The following is an 18,299-nucleotide window of genomic DNA, read 5'->3' as shown; positions in this document are numbered from 1 at the left end:
CGTTGTCAGGTATTGTCAAAGATAGCCTATCTTCTCACCACACCTGACCATTAAATGACAACACATGACTACACCTGACTACACCTGACTACACCTGACAAAACTTGACTACACCTGACCACCAATGACAACAACTGACCATACCTGACCACCCCTGCCCCCCCTGACCATACCTGACTACTTCTGAATACTTCTGGGCCAGGATGCGTAAAGCGAGAACACCAACCCGCAAGCGGAGAGCAGAAGCAAGGGTATTTTGTATAAAATCAATAAGGTAAGGCCTACAAACCCAAACAGGAAGACTTGCATTGCATTCTCCGGCAGCCCTGACCTTTTGTACAAATACAGATGAGAGACGATGAGGATCGTCAAGCCCAGCAGGTACAACTGTGCTACTTCCGCAAAGCCAAGAGCGCCACTGCGAAGTACCACCATCGTTTCCGGGACAATTAATATCAAGTGCGCCGTGACTACCCTTCCCCAACGCTTCCAAATTGGCATGGGCAGCGACCTTCCCCAAAGCCAGATTTCAGCCTCCCATTGATACAGCTCCAATGAAAGCCCGAGATTGAGCAGATAAGCGAGCGACATCCCGACGGCCGGCATTCGGATATCGTATTCGCCGGTACTGTAATACAGCATTGTCCCTGCCGCTACCAGCATTGCCCCCAGTTTCCCTACCAGCAAAGTAATGCCGCGCTCGCGCACGAGCCATTCCATCGACCAGTAAAGCCAGGACTTGGGCCGAGGAAACGGCCATTTGATCACGCTTTTTCCTTTGACAGCCACATACAGAACCGGCTTTCGAATGCGCCATTCTGCGGCAAAGCAGAGCATTAGAATTAATACAATGTAAAAAGGTATAACCGGCCAGATCCGGGCAAGTAAGTTGTCCTGCATAGCGATAATCAACAGGTAAACGCCGTAGTAAAGAACAGGTTGAAGAAAGCCCAATGCCTGCACCGAAAATCTTCGCGCACGTATAAGCGCAGGCCACGTGCGGGCGTGGAAGATGAATGTGTATTCAGGTAACTTCCAGGTATTAATTAAAAATTGAACACATAGCAAGCTGTAAATCAACCAGATCACAAAAAGACTCAGCATTCCATAACTACCGGTGAGGAAAAACACGGCGAATGCATGGTGCTCGTTGGCGCTCAAAAACCCGAAAAGCACGCCTAGCAAAACGAGGAAAGTCCCTGCCCGCTGCCTGAAAAAAGCTGAAACGGTTGAGAGCAGCAACATTTTCATAGTGCGTCGGTGGCAATGAGGGTTTTATTCTTCAACCGGAAACTCTGGGAAACGTGCAGCCCTTCCTGCTCGAATAACTGGTGCGACGACAGCAGAAACGTGACGCCATTGCGGTGGTACTCTTTGATTAGTTCGAAAAGCACTTCCCGCGCTTCGCGGTCGATGGTAATGAGCGGCTCGTCGAGGATAATGACCGAAGGGGCGCCGAGGAATGCCAGCAGCAGCGATACTTTTTTCACCATTCCGCTGGAACAGCTACCAAAAGGGTTTTGAAGATAGTTGATCCCGAATGCTTCCACGAGCTTTTCGCTCTGCTCGCGGGAAGCCCTCTGCGCCTCAGCAACGAAGGCGATCAGGTCGGCGGGTGTGAGAAACGAGGGGTAAAGCGGCTCGGCTTCGCCAAGGTTCAGGCGGAGGCGATATTCTACCGGGTGTTTTTTGAGGTCATACTGACCGTCGATGCGGACGCTTCCCTCAAACGGCAGCATTCCCGCCAGCGTCCGGAAAAGCGTCGACTTACCCGCCCCGTTTTCTCCCTGTATCCAGTAAATGCCTTTCCCGATTTCAAAAGACGGGATCGAAAGGATTTCCCGCTCGCCATACCGCTGCGTTAGCTGACTGATTTCCAATACCATATCGCAGAATGGCCGTTTACATTAAGGAACGATATTAAACTCGTCTTTCAATACCTGCAATGCAACCGATTCTTCATGACGGTAAAGGTCCTTGTCGAAAAGCGCATTATGCCCTGCATTCTGCAAGCTGATCCAACTGTGCGTCGCATAGGGATCGTAATTGAAATGTTTGAAACGATGGCCTGCATTGTTCATATCGGCAAACCATTTCACACCCACATCCAGACGGTCGTATGCACCAAATGCGGCGCCTTTACCGACCGGCATCGTATCCTTCCGGGTCTTTTCGAGATCGATCATCGCCACATATTCATTCAACCGGCATTCTGGCAACGGCCATGGCGTGGCCGGGTCGACCACGAGCTTGTACTCGCCCGTGCGGGCCTGCGGGTAAGTGGCAGCCAGCTGCATTAGCTCGTTATAGTCCGGCTTGTATTCCGTATATTTTTCAGAGTCGCAGAGGCCCGCCTCTTTGGCAGGGCATACCCAGCATTGCCCGACACTACCGATACCTGCCGCATTGCCGATGCCATTGATGTACTCGCCTACCAGATCGCTTTTGAAATACACGTCATTATGCGTCACCAGCAGGTATTTCTGGTCCGACTTCTCCCACGCATACTGGTAGCGGATAGCATGCCGGTACCGTTTGAAATTCAGCAGGAAATTGAATTTTACGTTTTTCGTCCAGAGCCAGACATTGGGCTTGTAATAGACGATCTTATCGCCGAAATGATCGAAAATGAACTTGAAATTCGGCGGCTCCGGCTGCCTGGCTTCTTCCACAAAATAGATCTTATTGATCCATTGGTGCGAATGCTTCATGAGCGTCAGCAGGGTGATGGCCGTCTGATATGGTTTGCCATAGGCGTTGATGGCCACATCTACACATGCCTTTGGAGAGTTCGTCATGGTGTATGTCTTTCTTTTTTCTAAACAAGTAGCCAAAGGTTGCCATTAAATCAGAAACCACCTGTTTTTAGGTTCAAAAAATTAGTAAGTGTTGAAAAAGCAGTATTTCAAAATAAAGGACTTGGATGAACAGATCATATGAAATTTCATATTTTCATTGATCACAAATTTCGCGGGATGTATATTTGAAAAAATTTTAATTAATCAGCCCCAGCATTTTTAAAATTTTATAAAACTACACTTACTATTCCAAACCCGTTATTCCGGACACCATGAACACTAATCGTCGATCCTTCCTCCGCCTGTCGGCCTTTGCCCTGCCATTTACCCGCGTAAATCAGTTGTTTGCAAAAACTCCCGCGCCCGGTACCGCTGTGGCAAGTAAACCTCTGGTTATCTCCACATGGGACAGCGGACAGATCTCGAACGCCGCCGCATGGCCGGTACTGGAAAAAGGAGGCCGCGCGCTCGACGCCGTGGAGCAAGCCGCTATCGCTATTGAAAACGATATCAATTGCTGCGTAGGCCTGGGCGGTAACCCCGACCGCGACGGGCATGTGACGCTGGATGCGTGCATTATGGATGAAAAATCGAACTGCGGTGCCGTAGCATTCCTCGAAAGGATCAAACATCCGGTATCGGTAGCCCGCAAGCTGATGGAAACGACCCCGCACGTGTTCCTCGTCGGCGCCGGTGCGCAGCAATTCGCATTGGCGAATGGTTTCAAACTGGAATCCGGCAAGCTTTCCCCGGACGCTGAAAAAGAGTATAAAAAATGGCTGAAAAAGGCTGAATACAAGCCGGTTATCAATATAGAACACAAGCAATCGAAAGGCCACGGCCCATTCGCCCCCGCGCGGCTGGACAACGGCGATTTCAACCACGACACCATGGGTACCCTCGCACTGGATGCCCAGGGCAACCTCTCGGGCATGTGTACCACCAGCGGTATGGGTTTCAAAATGCGTGGCCGCGTGGGCGATTCGCCGATTATCGGCGCCGGCTTGTTTGTGGACAATGAAATCGGCGCTGCTACCTCATCCGGACAAGGCGAGGAAGTGATCCGCGTGGCAGGAACGCATTTGGTCGTGGAATTCATGCGTAATGGCTCCACACCCGAAGAGGCCTGCAAAAAGGCGGTGGAAAGGATTGTAAAGCGTGATCCCGAGCGTGCCAAAACCTTCCAGGTAGGTTTCATCGCCGTCAACAAGCAAGGCGAAGTAGGCGCCTACTCTGTTCAACCCGGCTTTGCATATACCATTACCACCGGCGACGGCAAAGGCAAGGTGGTTGACTCCAAAAGTCATTTCGCATAGACCCTCAGATAGAAGCATTTACCAAACACTTAACCATTACAATGAATCTTAAATCGACAGCGGCGCTCCTCGCAGGGCTGCTATTTGCGTCCGGATCGTATGCACAGCAGCATTCGGAGCAAAACCATTCCAGGTACGTTGCCCCCACCGACCCACTTGTGCAGCAAAAGCTCTCCAAATGGCAGGATATCAAGTTCGGCCTCCTGATGCACTGGGGAACGTATAGCCAATGGGGCATCGTAGAGTCGTGGTCGCTATGCCCCGAGGACGAAGGCTGGTGCGAGCGCCGCGGGCCGCATTCGCACGATTGGTTCGAATACAAAAAGGCTTACGAGGACATTGCCAAAACCTTCAACCCCGTCAAGTTTAACCCGGATCGATGGGCCAAAGCTGCCAAAGGTGCGGGTATGAAATATGTGGTTTTCACAACGAAACACCACGACGGCTTCTCGATGTTCGATTCGAAATATACCGATTACAAGATCACCAACACGCCATTCAAAAACAATCCGAAGGCCAACGTGACCAAGGAAGTGCTCGCCGCATTCCGTAACGAAGGTTTCATGACAGGTACCTATTTCTCCAAACCGGATTGGCATACCGATTCCTACTGGTGGCCCTACTTCCCGCCGAAGGACCGCAACGTATCCTACGACCCGAAGAAACGTCCCGAGATCTGGAACAAGTTCAAAGACTTTACTTACAACCAGATCGAGGAACTGATGTCGGATTACGGCTCGGTGGACATTCTGTGGCTCGACGGTGGCTGGGTACGTCCGTTCAGCAGCATCGATACGACCATCAGCTGGCAGAAAACCATTCCTTACGACCAGGACATAGACATGGCGCGCATCGCCAAAATGGCCCGCTCGCACCAGCCCGGCCTGCTCGTGGTAGACCGTACCGTTACCGGCGAGTTCGAGAACTACCTAACGCCCGAGCAATCGATTCCCGATCATTACATGTCCATTCCCTGGGAATCGTGCATGACGATGGGCGATTCGTGGTCTTATATTCCGAAAGAGAATTTCAAATCGACCCAGAAACTGGTTCACACATTGGTTGATATCGTCGCAAAAGGCGGTAACCTCCTCCTCAACGTAGCGCCCGGCCCCGACGGCGAATGGCACGAAGAAGCTTATACGCGCCTGGAAGAAATGGGTAAATGGATGAATGTGAACGGTGTAGGCATCTACGAAACCAAGCCACTCGCTCCTTACCGCGCCGGCAAATGGGCATATACCAAAAAGGGCAACACTACTTACGCATTCTACCTCGCCGAAAACGGTGAGAAGCTGCCGGCAAGTCTGAAGCCGGAAGGTTTGGAGCTGCCTGCGAAAGCCAAAATTACATTTGCAGGTAGTAAAAAGGCATTGAAAGTGAAGGACGGAGCGATCGAGTTGCCTACCAGGACGGTTGCAGAAGTTGGAACGCAGCCAGCTTATTTATTTGTGATAAACTAAGAGCTGATAGGAAAACAGCAATAGATTTGGTGAACTCGCTTAAAAAAAACGATCTTCACTTTCGATTTGCATCACCCCTATCTGTATCATCAGAAACACCTTTTCAAATGATCAAAAAAATATCCGGTCTCCTCTGCCTGACGGCTTCGATCGCTTTTGCACAAACCCCTCCGAAACCTTACGGCGCATTGCCCGCACCACGTCAGATCGCCTGGCATGAAACCGAGGTTTACGGTATTATGCACTTCACACCTACCACATTCGAAAACAAGGAATGGGGCTACGGTGACGCGGATCCGAAGACGTTCAACCCAAGTGACTTCAATGCCGACCAGATCGTTCAGGCCGCCAAAGCAGGCGGATTGCGCGGGATCGTGCTGGTAGCGAAACACCACGACGGTTTCTGCCTCTGGCCGACCAAAACAACCGATTACAATATCACCAAAAGCCCTTTCCGCGAAGGCAAGGGCGACCTCGTACGCGAGGTCGCGGACGCCGCGCGCAAGCACGGGCTCAAATTCGGGGTTTATTGCTCACCCTGGGACCGCAACAATGCCAAATACGGCACGCCGGAGTATATTAAGATCTACCGCGAACAGCTTCGGGAATTGTATACCAATTACGGCGACCTGTTTATGTCGTGGCACGACGGTGCGAATGGCGGTGACGGCTATTATGGCGGCGCCCGTGAAAAGCGGTCGATCGACAATACGACCTACTACCAGTGGGACTCGACCTGGACCAACTATACCCGCAAATTGCAACCGAATGCCAACATTTTCAGCGACATCGGCTGGGACGTGCGCTGGGCAGGTAACGAGGATGGCAGCGTGAACCCTACTTCATGGGCAACACTCACTCCGAAACCATCCGAAGGCCAAAACGTAGCCGTGCCAGGCCAGGCCAATGCGACTGAAAACCCCGGAGGAACCCGCGGCGGGAAGTTCTGGATACCGGCGGAATGCGACGTACCATTACGCAAGGGCTGGTTCTACCACACCAACGAAAAGCCCAAAACGCCCGAGAAACTGTTTGACCTGTACCTCAAAAGTGTAGGACGCGGAGCAGCTCTCGACCTCGGCCTCGCGCCCGACACACGCGGGCAACTGCATAATGACGATGTCGCGGCGTTGAAAACCTTCGGCGACCATGTCAAAAACACTTTTGCAACCAACCTGGTCGGTCGCGCTTCATCGAAAGCCGTGAATGTGCGTGGTTATAACTCCATTTACAGCGCTAAAAACCTGCTGGACGGCAAAACCGACACCTACTGGGCAACGGACGACGATTTCAAAACCCCGGAAGTGGTGATCGAACTAAGCCAGCCGATCGTGTTCGACATTATCAGCTTGCAGGAATACATCAAACTGGGTCAGCGTATCGAAGAATTTGCGGTAGACGCCTGGATCGGAAACGAATGGAAGGAAGTCTACAAAGGCACCAGCGTAGGCGCAAAACGCATCGCGAAACTCGATGTACCAATCACTTCCAACAAGGTACGCCTCCGCATCACCAAATCGCCGGTTAGCATTGCCATTAGCGAGTTTGGGGTTTATAAGGATACAGAATAAGAATTACGATAATATGCAAAAAAGGGCCGGTTGAGTTTTCAACCGGCCCTTTTGCTTTACAGTAATACAACCCTACTCCTTCGCCAGCCGCTCCAACCGTGCGTACATTTCCAGCATAGCACCCTGATCGATCAGCGTTTTGACGGGTTTGCGGCCGAGGAGGTTTTTGCCGTCGCGTTCGTCTTTCCAGATGCGTTCGGCGTCGGCGATGAAGATTTGGTAATCGCCGGCTTTGGGGTCGATTTTGTAGAGTTCTTCGAAACCGCGCAGCAGCACTACGTTGAACCAGTAGTTGTCCGGCAACTTGTTATTCTTGTAAAAATGCCTTTTGGAACCTTCGGCTAATGCTTTCGCCTCGTCGAGATATTCCTTTTTGCCGGTGATATTATGCAGCAAAACGGCCGATTGCAACATGGTGCCCGTGTTGTATGAATATTTGGCCGAGTCTATTTTCAGGGACGGGACTTTGATGGCGTCGTAGTAGGTTCCGTCGCTCGCGCGCAGGTTCTTTTTTGTCCAGTCGTAGAGGTTAATGGCCGTATTCAGGTAATCCGGCTCCTTTTTGATCTGGTACAGCTGCAATGCTACCAATATTCCAGGGCCGTTCGAACAGGTGTTTTTCGTGTTCTTTTCGTCTTCCTTCCAATAAAGGCCGCCCCCCGCCTTGTCGTCGTAGCCGGTCATCATGAAGCGATAGATTTCCTCAGCGACGTTCAGGTAATCCTTCTCGCCTGTGCGGTTGTATGCGTCCAGGCACGCGATCGCGATCCACTGGTTGTCGTCGTAGAACCGGGAATCCTTTTGCTCGCTCGTTACGTACGCCTGGTAACCCGGAGCGGGCGCATTGGTATTGTAATACTGCCGGATGGCGCCCAGTACCGGCTTCATATATTGTTTGCCCGGGCTCACCGCCTCCGATTCGGTAGCGGCTTGCAGCAATGCGCAGAGTGGCCACAGGTAGGAATGCGGCTTTTCATTCTTGCCGTTTGTTTCGATAAAAAGGCCGGTCGACGACTCGTAGAATACGCCTTCGATGTTGTGGAGAATCTGGCCGCGGCGCGATTTGTAGTCGGGCGCGGACTGCGATACGGCGAGGTCGAAACGGGCAATGCCGAGCAAAACCAGCGCCGTTGTGTACATACTTTTCATAAAATAGTTTCGATTTTTTTGAGTAGAAGAAGTCCCTGCGAGGTTCTCTACTTGAAAGATCCTCTTCAAAATTGCCGGTCCAAAAATTTGAACCAACGGCTTTCTGGTAAAATAGAATAATAAAATTTGGTTATTCCAATAATATACAAAACACTATTTTATATACAGTTCACATCCCCTATTTTTGATATAATCCCCCCATTAACCTGACTAACTTTTTTGACTGCATTGGACAAACATACCGATGATGCCGTGCTTTGGAATGCGTTCCGTGGTGGGGACGAGCACGCATATACGGAACTTGCCCGCCGCTATTACCGGACGCTCTTCCAATACGGCCAGCGGTTCACTCCCAATATGCAGTTGATTGAAGATGTGATCCAGGACCTGTTGGTACATCTCTGGCTGCACCACGCTACCATTAATGAGACTCCGTCGGTGAAGTTTTACCTTATTAAGGCATTCCGGCACCGGATGCTGAAAACCATTAAACCGCTATCCGACGAAACCGGGCTGACCGACGAGTGTGATCACCTGCTGGCCGAATTTTCGTGCGAGGAAAGCTGGATCGGCCGCGAAAACGATCTCGCGCTGAAAAAACAGGTCCAAACTGCAATCCATCAACTGCCCGCACGCCAGCAGGAAGTCATTTACCTCCGATTTTTCCAAAACATGATGCCCGAGGAAATCGGGGCGCTGCTGGCCATCAATGCGCAATCGGTAAGCAACATTATCCAGCGGGCATTGGCCAATCTGCGCGGGCTGTGGCCCCCTTCCATGTCCGTCATTATTTACTCCTTTTGCCAAATTTTCTACCAGGTTTAATTTAAACTAAAAAATTTTCATCCCCAACCGAGTATTCGGGCAGAATAAACGGATAATGTATCCAAAGCGCATTATTCCATGCCACTCGACCCGTCTGACCGTTTACTGCAATCGCTGCTCGAAAACCCTGCATTCAGATGCTGGGCGGACGGCAAATGTCCGGGAGATAACGCCGTTTGGGAAAAATGGGCGACGGAACATGAAAACGGACCGGATATTCTACGCCAGGCCATTGCCGTCACACGTGCGGTGCCTGTGCGCGACGAGCATTTAACGGACGAGTACATTCAAAGCAAAGTCAACGACGCATTGCAAGCGGCGAAAAGGCAAGCGCAAATGGAGGCCGGCGGCAAAAGAGAACCGCTTTTCCCGGTATTTCTCTCCGGTTGGAACGTCGCGGCGAGCCTGCTGATCGTGGCAGGGCTTTGTTTTGCGTTGTTCCGCATTTACAACCGCGCGCATCCCGCCGCAAAAGTGGTGCAAGCCGTCCAGTATGTGAATGCGATGAAAGAAGTCGCCAATACGGAACGACCGTTCAAATATGTGCAGTTACCCGATGGCAGCTCCGTGGTATTGCACCGTAACAGCACGCTGAAATATCCGCAGGCATTCAAAAATGAAAAGCGTGAAGTGTATCTGACCGGCGAAGCATTTTTTGAAGTGACCAAGAATCCCGACCAGCCGTTTTTCGTGTACGCAGGCGAACTGGTCGCCAAAGTGCATGGTACCAGTTTCAGTATCAAGGCCATTGCCGACGAAAAGGAGATTACCGTTGCCGTTAAAACCGGGAAAGTATCCGTTTTCAGCGAGGCCTCACCAACCCTCCTCCTCACCTCGAGCCAGCAAGCCACTTACGAGCGCGCACACGCAAAACTTGTGCGATCCGCACTGAAAAGCCCGGTCTTGCTGAATATTCCAATTGAAAACCAGGAATTTACCTATTCCGAAACACCAGCCGCAGCTGTTTTTGACGCACTCGGCCAGGCTTATGGCGTCAACATCGCATTCGACCGGAACAGCCTGGCGCATTGCAGCATTACCGCAACGCTCGGCGACGAGCCGCTCGAAAACAAGCTGAAATGGCTCTGTACCATCCTTGAAGCCCATTACACCATTACCGAAGACAGCATTACCATTACCGGAAATCCATGTAACTGATTATTCACCTCAAAACCTGACTATTTGACCCAAAACAACAAAAGGTGAACGATGCTACCAACATCATTCACCCGAATGAAATCCCCTCTTTCTGTGCTGGCGCTAAGAAGGTCCCCTAATGAGGACACGGGAATTATTTTGCCGATTTTTTTAAAACCTACAAAACAGACAAAAGTATGAAAAAAACCTTTGACCGGCAGAGTTACCTGCTCAAAATTATGAGAATCAGCCTCATACAATTGTTCATCATCATTCAGTTCTCAGGGCTTGCCGTAGCTTTCGACGGCTTCGGCCAGGAGGTACTGAACCGTCGTCTGACGATCAACATCCGCGAGCAAAAAATCGGTGCGGCATTGGAGCAGATCGGCAAGATCTCCGGCGTGCATTTCATGTACAGCCCCGAGCTCATCCGCTCGCAGCGCAAGGTTACTTTCAGCGCCAGAGAGGAAAAGTTGGAGTCCATTCTCGATAATTTCCTGACGCCCCTGCAAGTTTCCTACGAAGTTTCGGGTAAACAGATCCTGCTCAAAAGAGCTACCGCCAAACCGGCCGCTAATTTGCCGGAAGGAACGGGCACTTCTATCAAAACGATCCACCCCATTGATTTTCAGATCAAAGGAAAGGTAAAGGACGCAACCGGCGGCACCATCCCCGGCGCGACGATCGTGCTCAAAGGCAGCTCGTCGATCGGTACCACTACCGATGCCGACGGCGGATTCGCGTTGAATGTGCCCGACGGCAGCACTACGCTTGTCGTTTCGTCGATCGGCTTCCTCACGCAGGAGATCGATATTACCAGTAAAACCATGGTAGAAGTGACGCTTCAATCCGACATTAAATCGCTTACCGAGGTGGTGGTAACGGGTTATTCGTCTCAATCGAAACGCGATATTACCGGCGCGGTATCGACCGTTGACGCTACCGAGCTCACCAAAGTGGCCGCTCCAAACGTTGCGCAGCAGTTGCAGGGCCGCGTGGCGGGGGTTACCGTCACATCCAACAATACGCCCGGCGGCGAAGCCACCGTCCGTATCCGCGGTTTCGGTACGATCAACAACAACGACCCGCTTTACGTCATCGACGGCGTGCCTACGAAAGGCGGACTGAACAGCATTAACCCGAACAACATCGAGTCGATGCAGGTACTGAAAGACGCCTCATCGGCTTCCATTTACGGCTCGCGCGCTGCTAACGGGGTGATTATCATTACTACTAAAAAAGGGAAAGTAGGCGCTCCGAGATTTACATTCAACTCCCGCGCGGGCTTCCAGACCGGCAAAGTGGACCTCGACCTGATCAAAGACCCGCAGCAATTCGGCGACCTTCTGTGGACACAACGTAAGAACGCGGGCGTGTTGACGAACGGCAATCCTTCGCATCAGCAATATGGCAACGGCCCTACTGCGGTGGTACCTGACTATATTCTCGCAGGTTCCAGCTACGGCCTTTTTGAAGGTGATCCAAAAACCAACCCTTCCCTTTACAATTATAACCGCACCGGATTTTACCAGATCGTAAAAGCCAACAAGGAAGGTACCGACTGGCACAAGGAAATCCTGCGTCCGGCTGCGATCCAGGAATATAATATCGGTGCCAATGGTGGTACAGAGAATGGTCGCTATGCCATTGCGCTCAATTATTACAAACAGGATGGTGTGCTGATCCATACCTCTTTCGACCGCTACTCGATCCGCTCGAATACCGAGTTTACGTTTAAAAAACGCATTCGCCTGGGCGAAAACCTCGAATTGAGCTATACCGAAAACAAAGGGTACTACAATGCGAACGGCACAGCCAGCAGCAGCAACAACCAGGATGGCAACCCGATCGGAAACGGCTACCGCATTCCTTCGATCATTCCGGTGTACGACATTGCAGGCAACTTCGCGGCTACCCGCGCGGCCGGCCTTGGTCCTGCTACCAACCCGGTTGCACAGCTCTGGAGAAGCCGCAACAACCAGACGAATACCTTGCGCGCATTCGGTAATGCGTACATCGAAGTCGACATTTTGAAAGACCTTACCGCCAAATCGAGCATCGGTATCGATTTCATCAATGCAAACCGCGTGAGTTATACGTTGCTTGACCTCGAAGAAGCTGAAATCGAAGCAGCCAACGCAATGACCAACGGCAACGCCTACGACATTAACTGGACGTGGTCGAATACATTGAATTACACCAAAAACCTGGGTACCTCGCACAAACTGAGTGTACTGGCGGGTACCGAAGCGATTAAAGGAACCGGCCGCGACTTCTCCGGCACGCGTACGACCTACTTTTCCGAAGACCCATTATATATGTACCTCAACTCCGGAACCGCGGGCATTGCCAACACCGGCGTGGGTTACGAATGGGCATTGTTCTCGATTTTTGGAAAAATCAATTACGCATTCAAGGACCGCTACCTGCTCGAAGCTACCGTGCGCCGCGATGGCTCCTCACGCTTCGGACAGAACAGCCGTTACGGTACTTTCCCCGCATTCAGCGCGGGATGGCGCTTGTCGGAAGAAACTTTTATGAAAAGCATTCCGTGGCTGGACGACCTGAAACTGCGCGCGGGATGGGGACAGACCGGTAACCAGGAAATTGGTAACTATAACGGTTTCAGCACCTATCGTTCGAGCCTTAGCCAGTCGTCGTACCCGATCGACGGATCGAACAATGCGGTACAGCCGGGCTTCGACACCGAGGCGTTCGGTAACCAGAATGCCAAATGGGAGACTACGACCCAAACCAACGTGGGTATCGACGCTACTTTCCTGAAAGGCATGTTCGGCCTGAACCTCGATTTGTACAACCGTACCACTTCCGATATGCTCTACCAGGTTGCATTGCCTGCCACGCAAGGTGTGGCGACCATTCCGTTCGTGAATGTGGGTGAAATGAACAACAAGGGTATCGACCTCGGTATCGACTTCCATAACAAAGCATTGAATGGAGACCTTACCTATTCTTTGGGCGTCAATTTCTCTACCTACAAAAACGAAGTTAAAAAGTTGAACAGCAGCTCCACCGCCGTGCTTCTCGGCCCGGCGATCCGCAGCTACACCTGGACTCGCTCGGTGGCCGGTATGCCGCTTTACTCGTTCTACGGCTTGCAGATCGACGGCATTTACCAGAACCAGGGCGAAGTCGACAAAGGACCTAAATACCCGGGCTATGCCGCCGTGGGCAAATACAAATACCACGATACAGATGGCGACGGCACCATTACCGATAACGACCGCAAGTTCATCGGCAACCCGCACCCGGATTTCACTTACGGTATCAACCTGAATGTAGGTTACAAAAACTTCGACCTTTCGGCATTCTTCCAGGGCGTGAAGGGCAACCAGATCATCAACATGGTGAAACGCTGGGTGGATTTTAACAACCAGGCCGGTAACCGCAGCCTCCGCATGCTCAACGACTCGTGGACGCCCGAAAACCCGGATGCCGTATTGCCGATCCTGGACGCGAACGACAGCCGCAGCCAGCAGCCGTCGAGCTATTTCATCGAAGACGGTTCTTATTTCCGTATGAAAAACCTGACGCTGGGCTACACATTACCTGCGGGCGTGTTGTCCAAAATCGGTTTCGAGAGCGCACGCGTGTATTTGCAGGCGCAAAACCTGTTCACGATCACCAAATACAGCGGTATCGATCCGGAGGTAACTTCTGTGGGTTCGACACCAGGCAGCACGGTTTTGGGCGTGGATCAGGGTAATTATCCCAATTCGAAGATGTACCAGATCGGTATCAATTTTGGATTCTAGTTGGGCTTTATAAAAATCATTAACACGGCATCATTCTCATTATCAATATGAAAAAGAGCGTATTAGCATTAACAGCAATGGTCTGCGTGGGGGTACTCACCTCCTGCGGGGACAGTTTTCTCGAAACTACGCCGCTGGGTGTGGGCAACGAGGCCATGCTTGCGAATAAAACAGGGGTCAACGCGGTATTGATCGGGGCATACAGCTTGCTTGACGGCGTCGGTTCCGGGCCCGTGAATACCTCGTCGGTTAGCAACTGGATTTACGGCTCCGTCGCCTCCGACGACGCCTACAAAGGCAGCGACGTGGGCGACCAGGCGCAGATTACGACCATCGAACGCTACATTGCACAGGCCGACATCGGGGCCTATAACGACAAATGGGTAGCCGTTTACGACGGCGTTTCACGTTCCAACGATGTGATCAGGCTCATCGGCAAAGCCACCGACATGACCGACGCGGAAAAAGCGCAAGCCCTCGGCGAAGCCCGCTTCCTCCGTGCCTGGTACCATTTCGAAGCGAAAAAGCTTTGGAATATGGTGCCTTACGTGGACGAAACCGTCACCGACTACATTAACCTGCCCAATAACAAGGATATCTGGCCGGAAATCGAAGCGGATATTCAGTTTGCGATCGACAACGTTTCGGCCACGAAAGCACAGGTGGGCCGTGCCAGCAAATGGACAGCGAAGGCATTCCTCGCCAAGGTGCATATGTACCAGCAGGATTACCAGGCCGCCAAACCGCTGCTCGACGATGTGATCGGCAATGGGCCGTTCTCGCTCGTAAACAGCTTCCATGATAACTTCCGTATCACGACGGAAAACAATTCGGAGTCCATTTTTGAAGTACAAATGTCCGTTGCCGACGGAGGCGCCGGTCAGAACGGTAGCTGGGGCGACAACTACAACTTCCCTTATGGTTCCGCGCCGGGTGGCTGCTGCGGGTTCTTCCAGCCTACCCAAAACCTCGTGAATGCATTCAAAACCGACGCCAGCGGCCTGCCGTTGCTGGACACTTTCAATGATGTGGATGTTAAAAGTGACGAAGGGCTTTCGTCCACCGACGCATTCACGCCTTACGAGGGCACACTGGACCCGCGCCTGGACTGGACCGTAGGCCGCCGCGGACTGCCGTTCCTTAACTGGGGCATTCACCCGGGTAAAAACTGGATCCGCGACCAGGCATTCGGCGGGCCTTATACTTTCAAAAAGTTCTTTGCTTACAGTGGTGAAAATGCAGGTGCCGAGTCGCCACGCGCCAACGCGAACAACTACCGTGCCATTCGCCTGGCCGACGTCCTGCTCATGCGCGCGGAGGTAGCTGTGGAGGACAACGACCTTGCCACCGCACTGAAACTCGTAAATCAGGTGCGCACCCGCGCAGCCAATGTGGTGGTACTCGATGCGGCAAGCAAGCCCGCCGCCAACTACCTGGTCAAAACCTATCCTGCATTTGCCAGCCAGGAATATGCCCGCAAAGCCGTGCGTTTCGAGCGCCGGCTCGAACTGGCGATGGAAGGCCACCGGCATTTCGACCTGGTGCGCTGGGGCAATGCGGATGTGGTGCTGAATGCCTACCTGACCAAGGAAAGCAAGAAACGTACCTACCTCTCCGGTGCCACTTTCGTGAAAGGCAAAAGCGAGTACTTCCCCATCCCGCAAGCACAGATCGATATTATGGGTGCAAACATTTTAAAGCAAAATCCATGAATGTGACAAATTTTTAATATTATTATCCAAAATTATCACAATGGAACACCACGAACAGGACACCACCTCCCGTCGCGACTGGCTTAAAACCATTGCCCTGGGCGGCGCGGCAGCCATGACCAGCCATGTTGCACAGGCAGAACCAGCGCCCGCTCCCGCCGCACGCAGGATACCGATTGCCGTCTCGACGTACTCGTACTGGCATTTCCAGGAACAGAAATATCCGATCGACAAAGTGATCGAAGACGCGGCCCGGCTGGGCTTCGACGGCGTGGAAATCCTGCACCGGCAAATGGACAACGAGACGATCCCATACATGAACAAGCTGAAAAGGCTTGCATTCGATAACGGACTGGCACTTCCGCTTCTCTCTATCCATCAAAGCTTTGTGCAGCCGAAGCCGGAAGATCGCAGAAAGGACATTGAACATACCTTAAAATGTATTAACCTTGCGACCCAAATGGGCATTCCGGCGATCCGGATGAACACCGGAAGCTGGCGCACGGTAAAGCGTGATGCCAACTATTACAAGGACGGCAAAGAGCCACCGATCCAGGGTTTCACGGATCAGGACGCTATTAAATGGTGTATCGAATCGATGCAGGAATGTCTGGCAGCTGCGGAAAAGGCGGGTGTCGTGTTGGCGATCGAAAACCACTGGGGACTGTCATCGAACATCGATTACCTGCTTGAAATTTACAAGCCGCTGGCCTCCTCGCCGGCCATGGGTATGAATGTGGATACAGGTAATTTCGTGGGCGATCCTTACCCGCAGTTCGAGCGGCTGGCACCTTACGCGACGATCGTTCAGGCCAAGACTTATTACGGCGGCGGACATTATTACGACCTTGATCTGGACTACAAACGCATCGCGGGTATTTTGCGAAAAGCGAATTTCAAAGGTTACGTATCGCTGGAAATGGAAGGAAAAGAAGACCCGGCCACAGCGGTGCCGAAAAGCCTGAAAGTATTGAGGGAAGCACTGGGCTAACCCCTTATAAGAGTTTCATAATTATATTCTGTAGTTAATAAAGTGCAGCTTCTCTGGGGCCGCACTTTTTGTTTTTTATGCCACCGCAGCGGTATTAAAACTACCTGCACCGTCGCGACGACCCCCGCACAACCAGTTCCGTATTCAAAACCCGCTTCTCGTTCACGATAATCTCCTCCGCATCGACGAGTTGCAAAACCCATTCAGCCGTCGTGCGCCCGATTTGCATGGTGGGCTGACGGACGGTAGTGAGCCCCGGGCCGATGTAGGCGGATTCGGCATTGTCGCTGAAACCGACCACGCCGAGTTCGTCGGGGATGGAAATGCCTTTTTCCATCGCCATGAGCATGATTTCGATGGCAGAGGAGTCGTTGACAGCGAAGATCGCGTCGGGGCGGTCGGCTAGGTCGAGGAGGTATTGGCCGTAAATGCGGGCTTTCTGCTGGGTGAGCATGCCCTGGATGATCAACTGGTCCTGGATAGGCTTGCCGTATTTCTCCATCGCCGCCCGGTAGCCGCGCAACCGCTCCTGACTTACCTGCAACGTAAGCGGCCCACCGAGGTGTGCAATGCGTTCGTAGCCGTTCAAAATAAGGTGCTCCACGGCTTTGAATGAGGCTTCGAAATCGTTTACCACCACTTTCGGTACGTCGATCTGGTCGCACACGCGGTTGAACTGGATGAGCGGAATGCCGCGCTTGGCGAACAGGCTCAGGTGATCGAAGTTATTGGTTTCCTGCGTGAGGGAAATGAGCAGCCCGTCGATCCGGTTCGCCAGCATCGCTTTCGTATTCGAGATCTCCACCTGGTATGATTCATTGCTCTGCATGATGGTAAGATTGTACCCGGCCTCCGTCAATACCTCGTGCGCGCCGATGATCACATTCGGGAAAAACTGGTTCTGAAATTCCGGAACGATCATTCCAATTGTATTTGTCCTGCTTTTTACAAGGTTGTATGCCAGCTGATTAGGCTGGTAATCGAGTTGCGCAGCCTTGTCGAGCACCGCCTGGCGTGTTTCCGGGCTGATATCCGCATGTCCGTGCAATGCACGCGACACCGTCGAATTGGAAACGCCCAGTGATTTGGCAATGTCGATAATGGTCGTCTGATGGCGCTTGCGTTTGACCAGCGGTTCGATCGAATCGTCTTTTTCCGCATGCGTGAAATAGTAGTTGCACCATTTGCACAGGTACCGCTGCTTGCCCCTGACGTAGCCTGCTTTCATGATGCCATCCACCTGAGCGCATTTCACACACTGAATCATAACCTTTGTACTTTTTAAATAAATACTGCTTCACACACCGACAATACCCTTCATTTCCACCCGCTTTACAAAAATATAAAAATCTCCTATTAATCATCAGCAAAACCATATATCGGTATCGTTTCCGCAAACGTTACCGATACTTTTTGTTCAATTCCCGGAAATTTCTGCCCTAAAACCACATGAGTATCCCCTCTCCGCACAGCTATATTTAGGTAAAAACCGCATTTCAGCACTGTCGACGATGAGTACCGCACGTCTTCAAGGATGCCGATCCAATGCATTAAAATTGTA

13 protein-coding genes are annotated in these 18,299 nt (G+C 51.9%); 8 read left to right on the top strand and 5 right to left on the bottom strand.

Annotated elements, in window-relative coordinates; translation table 11 throughout:
* Positions 1 to 177: 177 nt before the first annotated feature.
* From BMW93_RS16005 to BMW93_RS15995, 3 genes are read right to left on the bottom strand one after another with little or no spacing between them, the layout of a single operon-like run.
* Positions 178 to 1,251, bottom strand: coding sequence for a hypothetical protein (locus BMW93_RS16005; RefSeq protein WP_090378075.1), 1,074 nt, complete (start codon positions 1,249 to 1,251; stop codon positions 178 to 180).
* Positions 1,248 to 1,886 (bottom strand): ATP-binding cassette domain-containing protein, encoded by a 639-nt coding sequence (locus BMW93_RS16000; RefSeq protein ID WP_090378072.1) that lies wholly within the window; start codon positions 1,884 to 1,886, stop codon positions 1,248 to 1,250. Before BMW93_RS16000 ends, BMW93_RS16005 begins: the two co-directional genes overlap by 4 nt.
* Before the next feature lie 21 nt (positions 1,887 to 1,907).
* Positions 1,908 to 2,798 (bottom strand): hypothetical protein, encoded by an 891-nt coding sequence (locus BMW93_RS15995; protein WP_090378069.1) that lies wholly within the window; start codon positions 2,796 to 2,798, stop codon positions 1,908 to 1,910.
* Between the two features lie 272 nt (positions 2,799 to 3,070).
* Here BMW93_RS15995 and BMW93_RS15990 point away from each other — a divergent pair, with 272 nt between their 5' ends.
* From BMW93_RS15990 to BMW93_RS15980, 3 genes are all read left to right on the top strand, one after another.
* On the top strand, positions 3,071 to 4,114 hold the full coding sequence (locus BMW93_RS15990) for an isoaspartyl peptidase/L-asparaginase family protein (protein ID WP_090378066.1): 1,044 nt from the start codon (positions 3,071 to 3,073) through the stop codon (positions 4,112 to 4,114).
* 41 nt (positions 4,115 to 4,155) lie between these two features.
* Positions 4,156 to 5,577: an alpha-L-fucosidase gene (locus BMW93_RS15985; protein ID WP_090378063.1), complete on the top strand. Its 1,422-nt coding sequence runs from the start codon at positions 4,156 to 4,158 to the stop codon at positions 5,575 to 5,577.
* Between the two features lie 107 nt (positions 5,578 to 5,684).
* Positions 5,685 to 7,148 (top strand): alpha-L-fucosidase, encoded by a 1,464-nt coding sequence (locus BMW93_RS15980; RefSeq protein WP_090378060.1) that lies wholly within the window; start codon positions 5,685 to 5,687, stop codon positions 7,146 to 7,148.
* 72 nt (positions 7,149 to 7,220) lie between these two features.
* Here the strand turns inward: BMW93_RS15980 and BMW93_RS15975 are convergent, their stop codons facing one another.
* Entirely contained in the window at positions 7,221 to 8,297 is a 1,077-nt protein-coding gene (locus tag BMW93_RS15975) for a glycoside hydrolase family 76 protein (RefSeq protein ID WP_090378057.1), read from the bottom strand.
* 219 nt (positions 8,298 to 8,516) lie between these two features.
* On the opposite strand from BMW93_RS15975, the gene BMW93_RS15970 reads away from it, so the two are divergent.
* The 5 genes from BMW93_RS15970 to BMW93_RS15950 all read left to right on the top strand — a co-directional run bounded on the left by BMW93_RS15970 (position 8,517) and on the right by BMW93_RS15950 (position 16,738).
* Positions 8,517 to 9,122: an RNA polymerase sigma factor gene (locus tag BMW93_RS15970; protein WP_090378054.1), complete on the top strand. Its 606-nt coding sequence runs from the start codon at positions 8,517 to 8,519 to the stop codon at positions 9,120 to 9,122.
* Between the two features lie 78 nt (positions 9,123 to 9,200).
* Positions 9,201 to 10,280, top strand: a complete 1,080-nt coding sequence (locus BMW93_RS15965; RefSeq protein WP_090378052.1) for a FecR family protein — start codon at positions 9,201 to 9,203, stop codon at positions 10,278 to 10,280.
* A gap of 176 nt (positions 10,281 to 10,456) precedes the next feature.
* Entirely contained in the window at positions 10,457 to 14,035 is a 3,579-nt protein-coding gene (locus BMW93_RS15960) for a TonB-dependent receptor (protein ID WP_090378049.1), read from the top strand.
* Between the two features lie 47 nt (positions 14,036 to 14,082).
* The gene (locus tag BMW93_RS15955; protein WP_177194099.1) at positions 14,083 to 15,747 is read left to right on the top strand and encodes a RagB/SusD family nutrient uptake outer membrane protein; all 1,665 of its coding nucleotides are present in this window, start codon (positions 14,083 to 14,085) and stop codon (positions 15,745 to 15,747) included.
* A gap of 40 nt (positions 15,748 to 15,787) precedes the next feature.
* A complete protein-coding gene (locus tag BMW93_RS15950; RefSeq protein ID WP_090378042.1) occupies positions 15,788 to 16,738 on the top strand; it encodes a sugar phosphate isomerase/epimerase in 951 nt (316 codons plus the stop codon).
* Between the two features lie 100 nt (positions 16,739 to 16,838).
* On the opposite strand, the gene BMW93_RS15945 is transcribed toward BMW93_RS15950, so the two are convergent.
* Positions 16,839 to 18,005, bottom strand: coding sequence for a substrate-binding domain-containing protein (locus BMW93_RS15945; protein WP_090378038.1), 1,167 nt, complete (start codon positions 18,003 to 18,005; stop codon positions 16,839 to 16,841).
* Positions 18,006 to 18,299: the final 294 nt, after the last annotated feature.

This window comes from Dyadobacter sp. SG02 (assembly GCF_900109045.1).
Lineage (GTDB): Bacteria > Bacteroidota > Bacteroidia > Cytophagales > Spirosomataceae > Dyadobacter.
This window is presented reverse-complemented; position numbering and strand designations above follow the sequence as displayed.

Excerpts from the sequence above, each read along its gene's own strand:
- BMW93_RS15965 (WP_090378052.1), top strand. The coding sequence starts at position 9,201 with ATGCCACTCGACCCGTCTGACCGTTTACTGCAATCGCTGCTCGAAAAC.
- BMW93_RS15985 (WP_090378063.1), top strand. The coding sequence starts at position 4,156 with ATGAATCTTAAATCGACAGCGGCGCTCCTCGCAGGGCTGCTATTTGCG.
- BMW93_RS15945 (WP_090378038.1), bottom strand. The coding sequence starts at position 18,005 with ATGATTCAGTGTGTGAAATGCGCTCAGGTGGATGGCATCATGAAAGCA.
- BMW93_RS15950 (WP_090378042.1), top strand. The coding sequence starts at position 15,788 with ATGGAACACCACGAACAGGACACCACCTCCCGTCGCGACTGGCTTAAA.
- BMW93_RS15990 (WP_090378066.1), top strand. The coding sequence starts at position 3,071 with ATGAACACTAATCGTCGATCCTTCCTCCGCCTGTCGGCCTTTGCCCTG.
- BMW93_RS15980 (WP_090378060.1), top strand. The coding sequence starts at position 5,685 with ATGATCAAAAAAATATCCGGTCTCCTCTGCCTGACGGCTTCGATCGCT.
- BMW93_RS15955 (WP_177194099.1), top strand. The coding sequence starts at position 14,083 with ATGAAAAAGAGCGTATTAGCATTAACAGCAATGGTCTGCGTGGGGGTA.
- BMW93_RS15960 (WP_090378049.1), top strand. The coding sequence starts at position 10,457 with ATGAAAAAAACCTTTGACCGGCAGAGTTACCTGCTCAAAATTATGAGA.
- BMW93_RS15975 (WP_090378057.1), bottom strand. The coding sequence starts at position 8,297 with ATGAAAAGTATGTACACAACGGCGCTGGTTTTGCTCGGCATTGCCCGT.
- BMW93_RS16005 (WP_090378075.1), bottom strand. The coding sequence starts at position 1,251 with ATGAAAATGTTGCTGCTCTCAACCGTTTCAGCTTTTTTCAGGCAGCGG.
- BMW93_RS16000 (WP_090378072.1), bottom strand. The coding sequence starts at position 1,886 with ATGGTATTGGAAATCAGTCAGCTAACGCAGCGGTATGGCGAGCGGGAA.
- BMW93_RS15995 (WP_090378069.1), bottom strand. The coding sequence starts at position 2,798 with ATGACGAACTCTCCAAAGGCATGTGTAGATGTGGCCATCAACGCCTAT.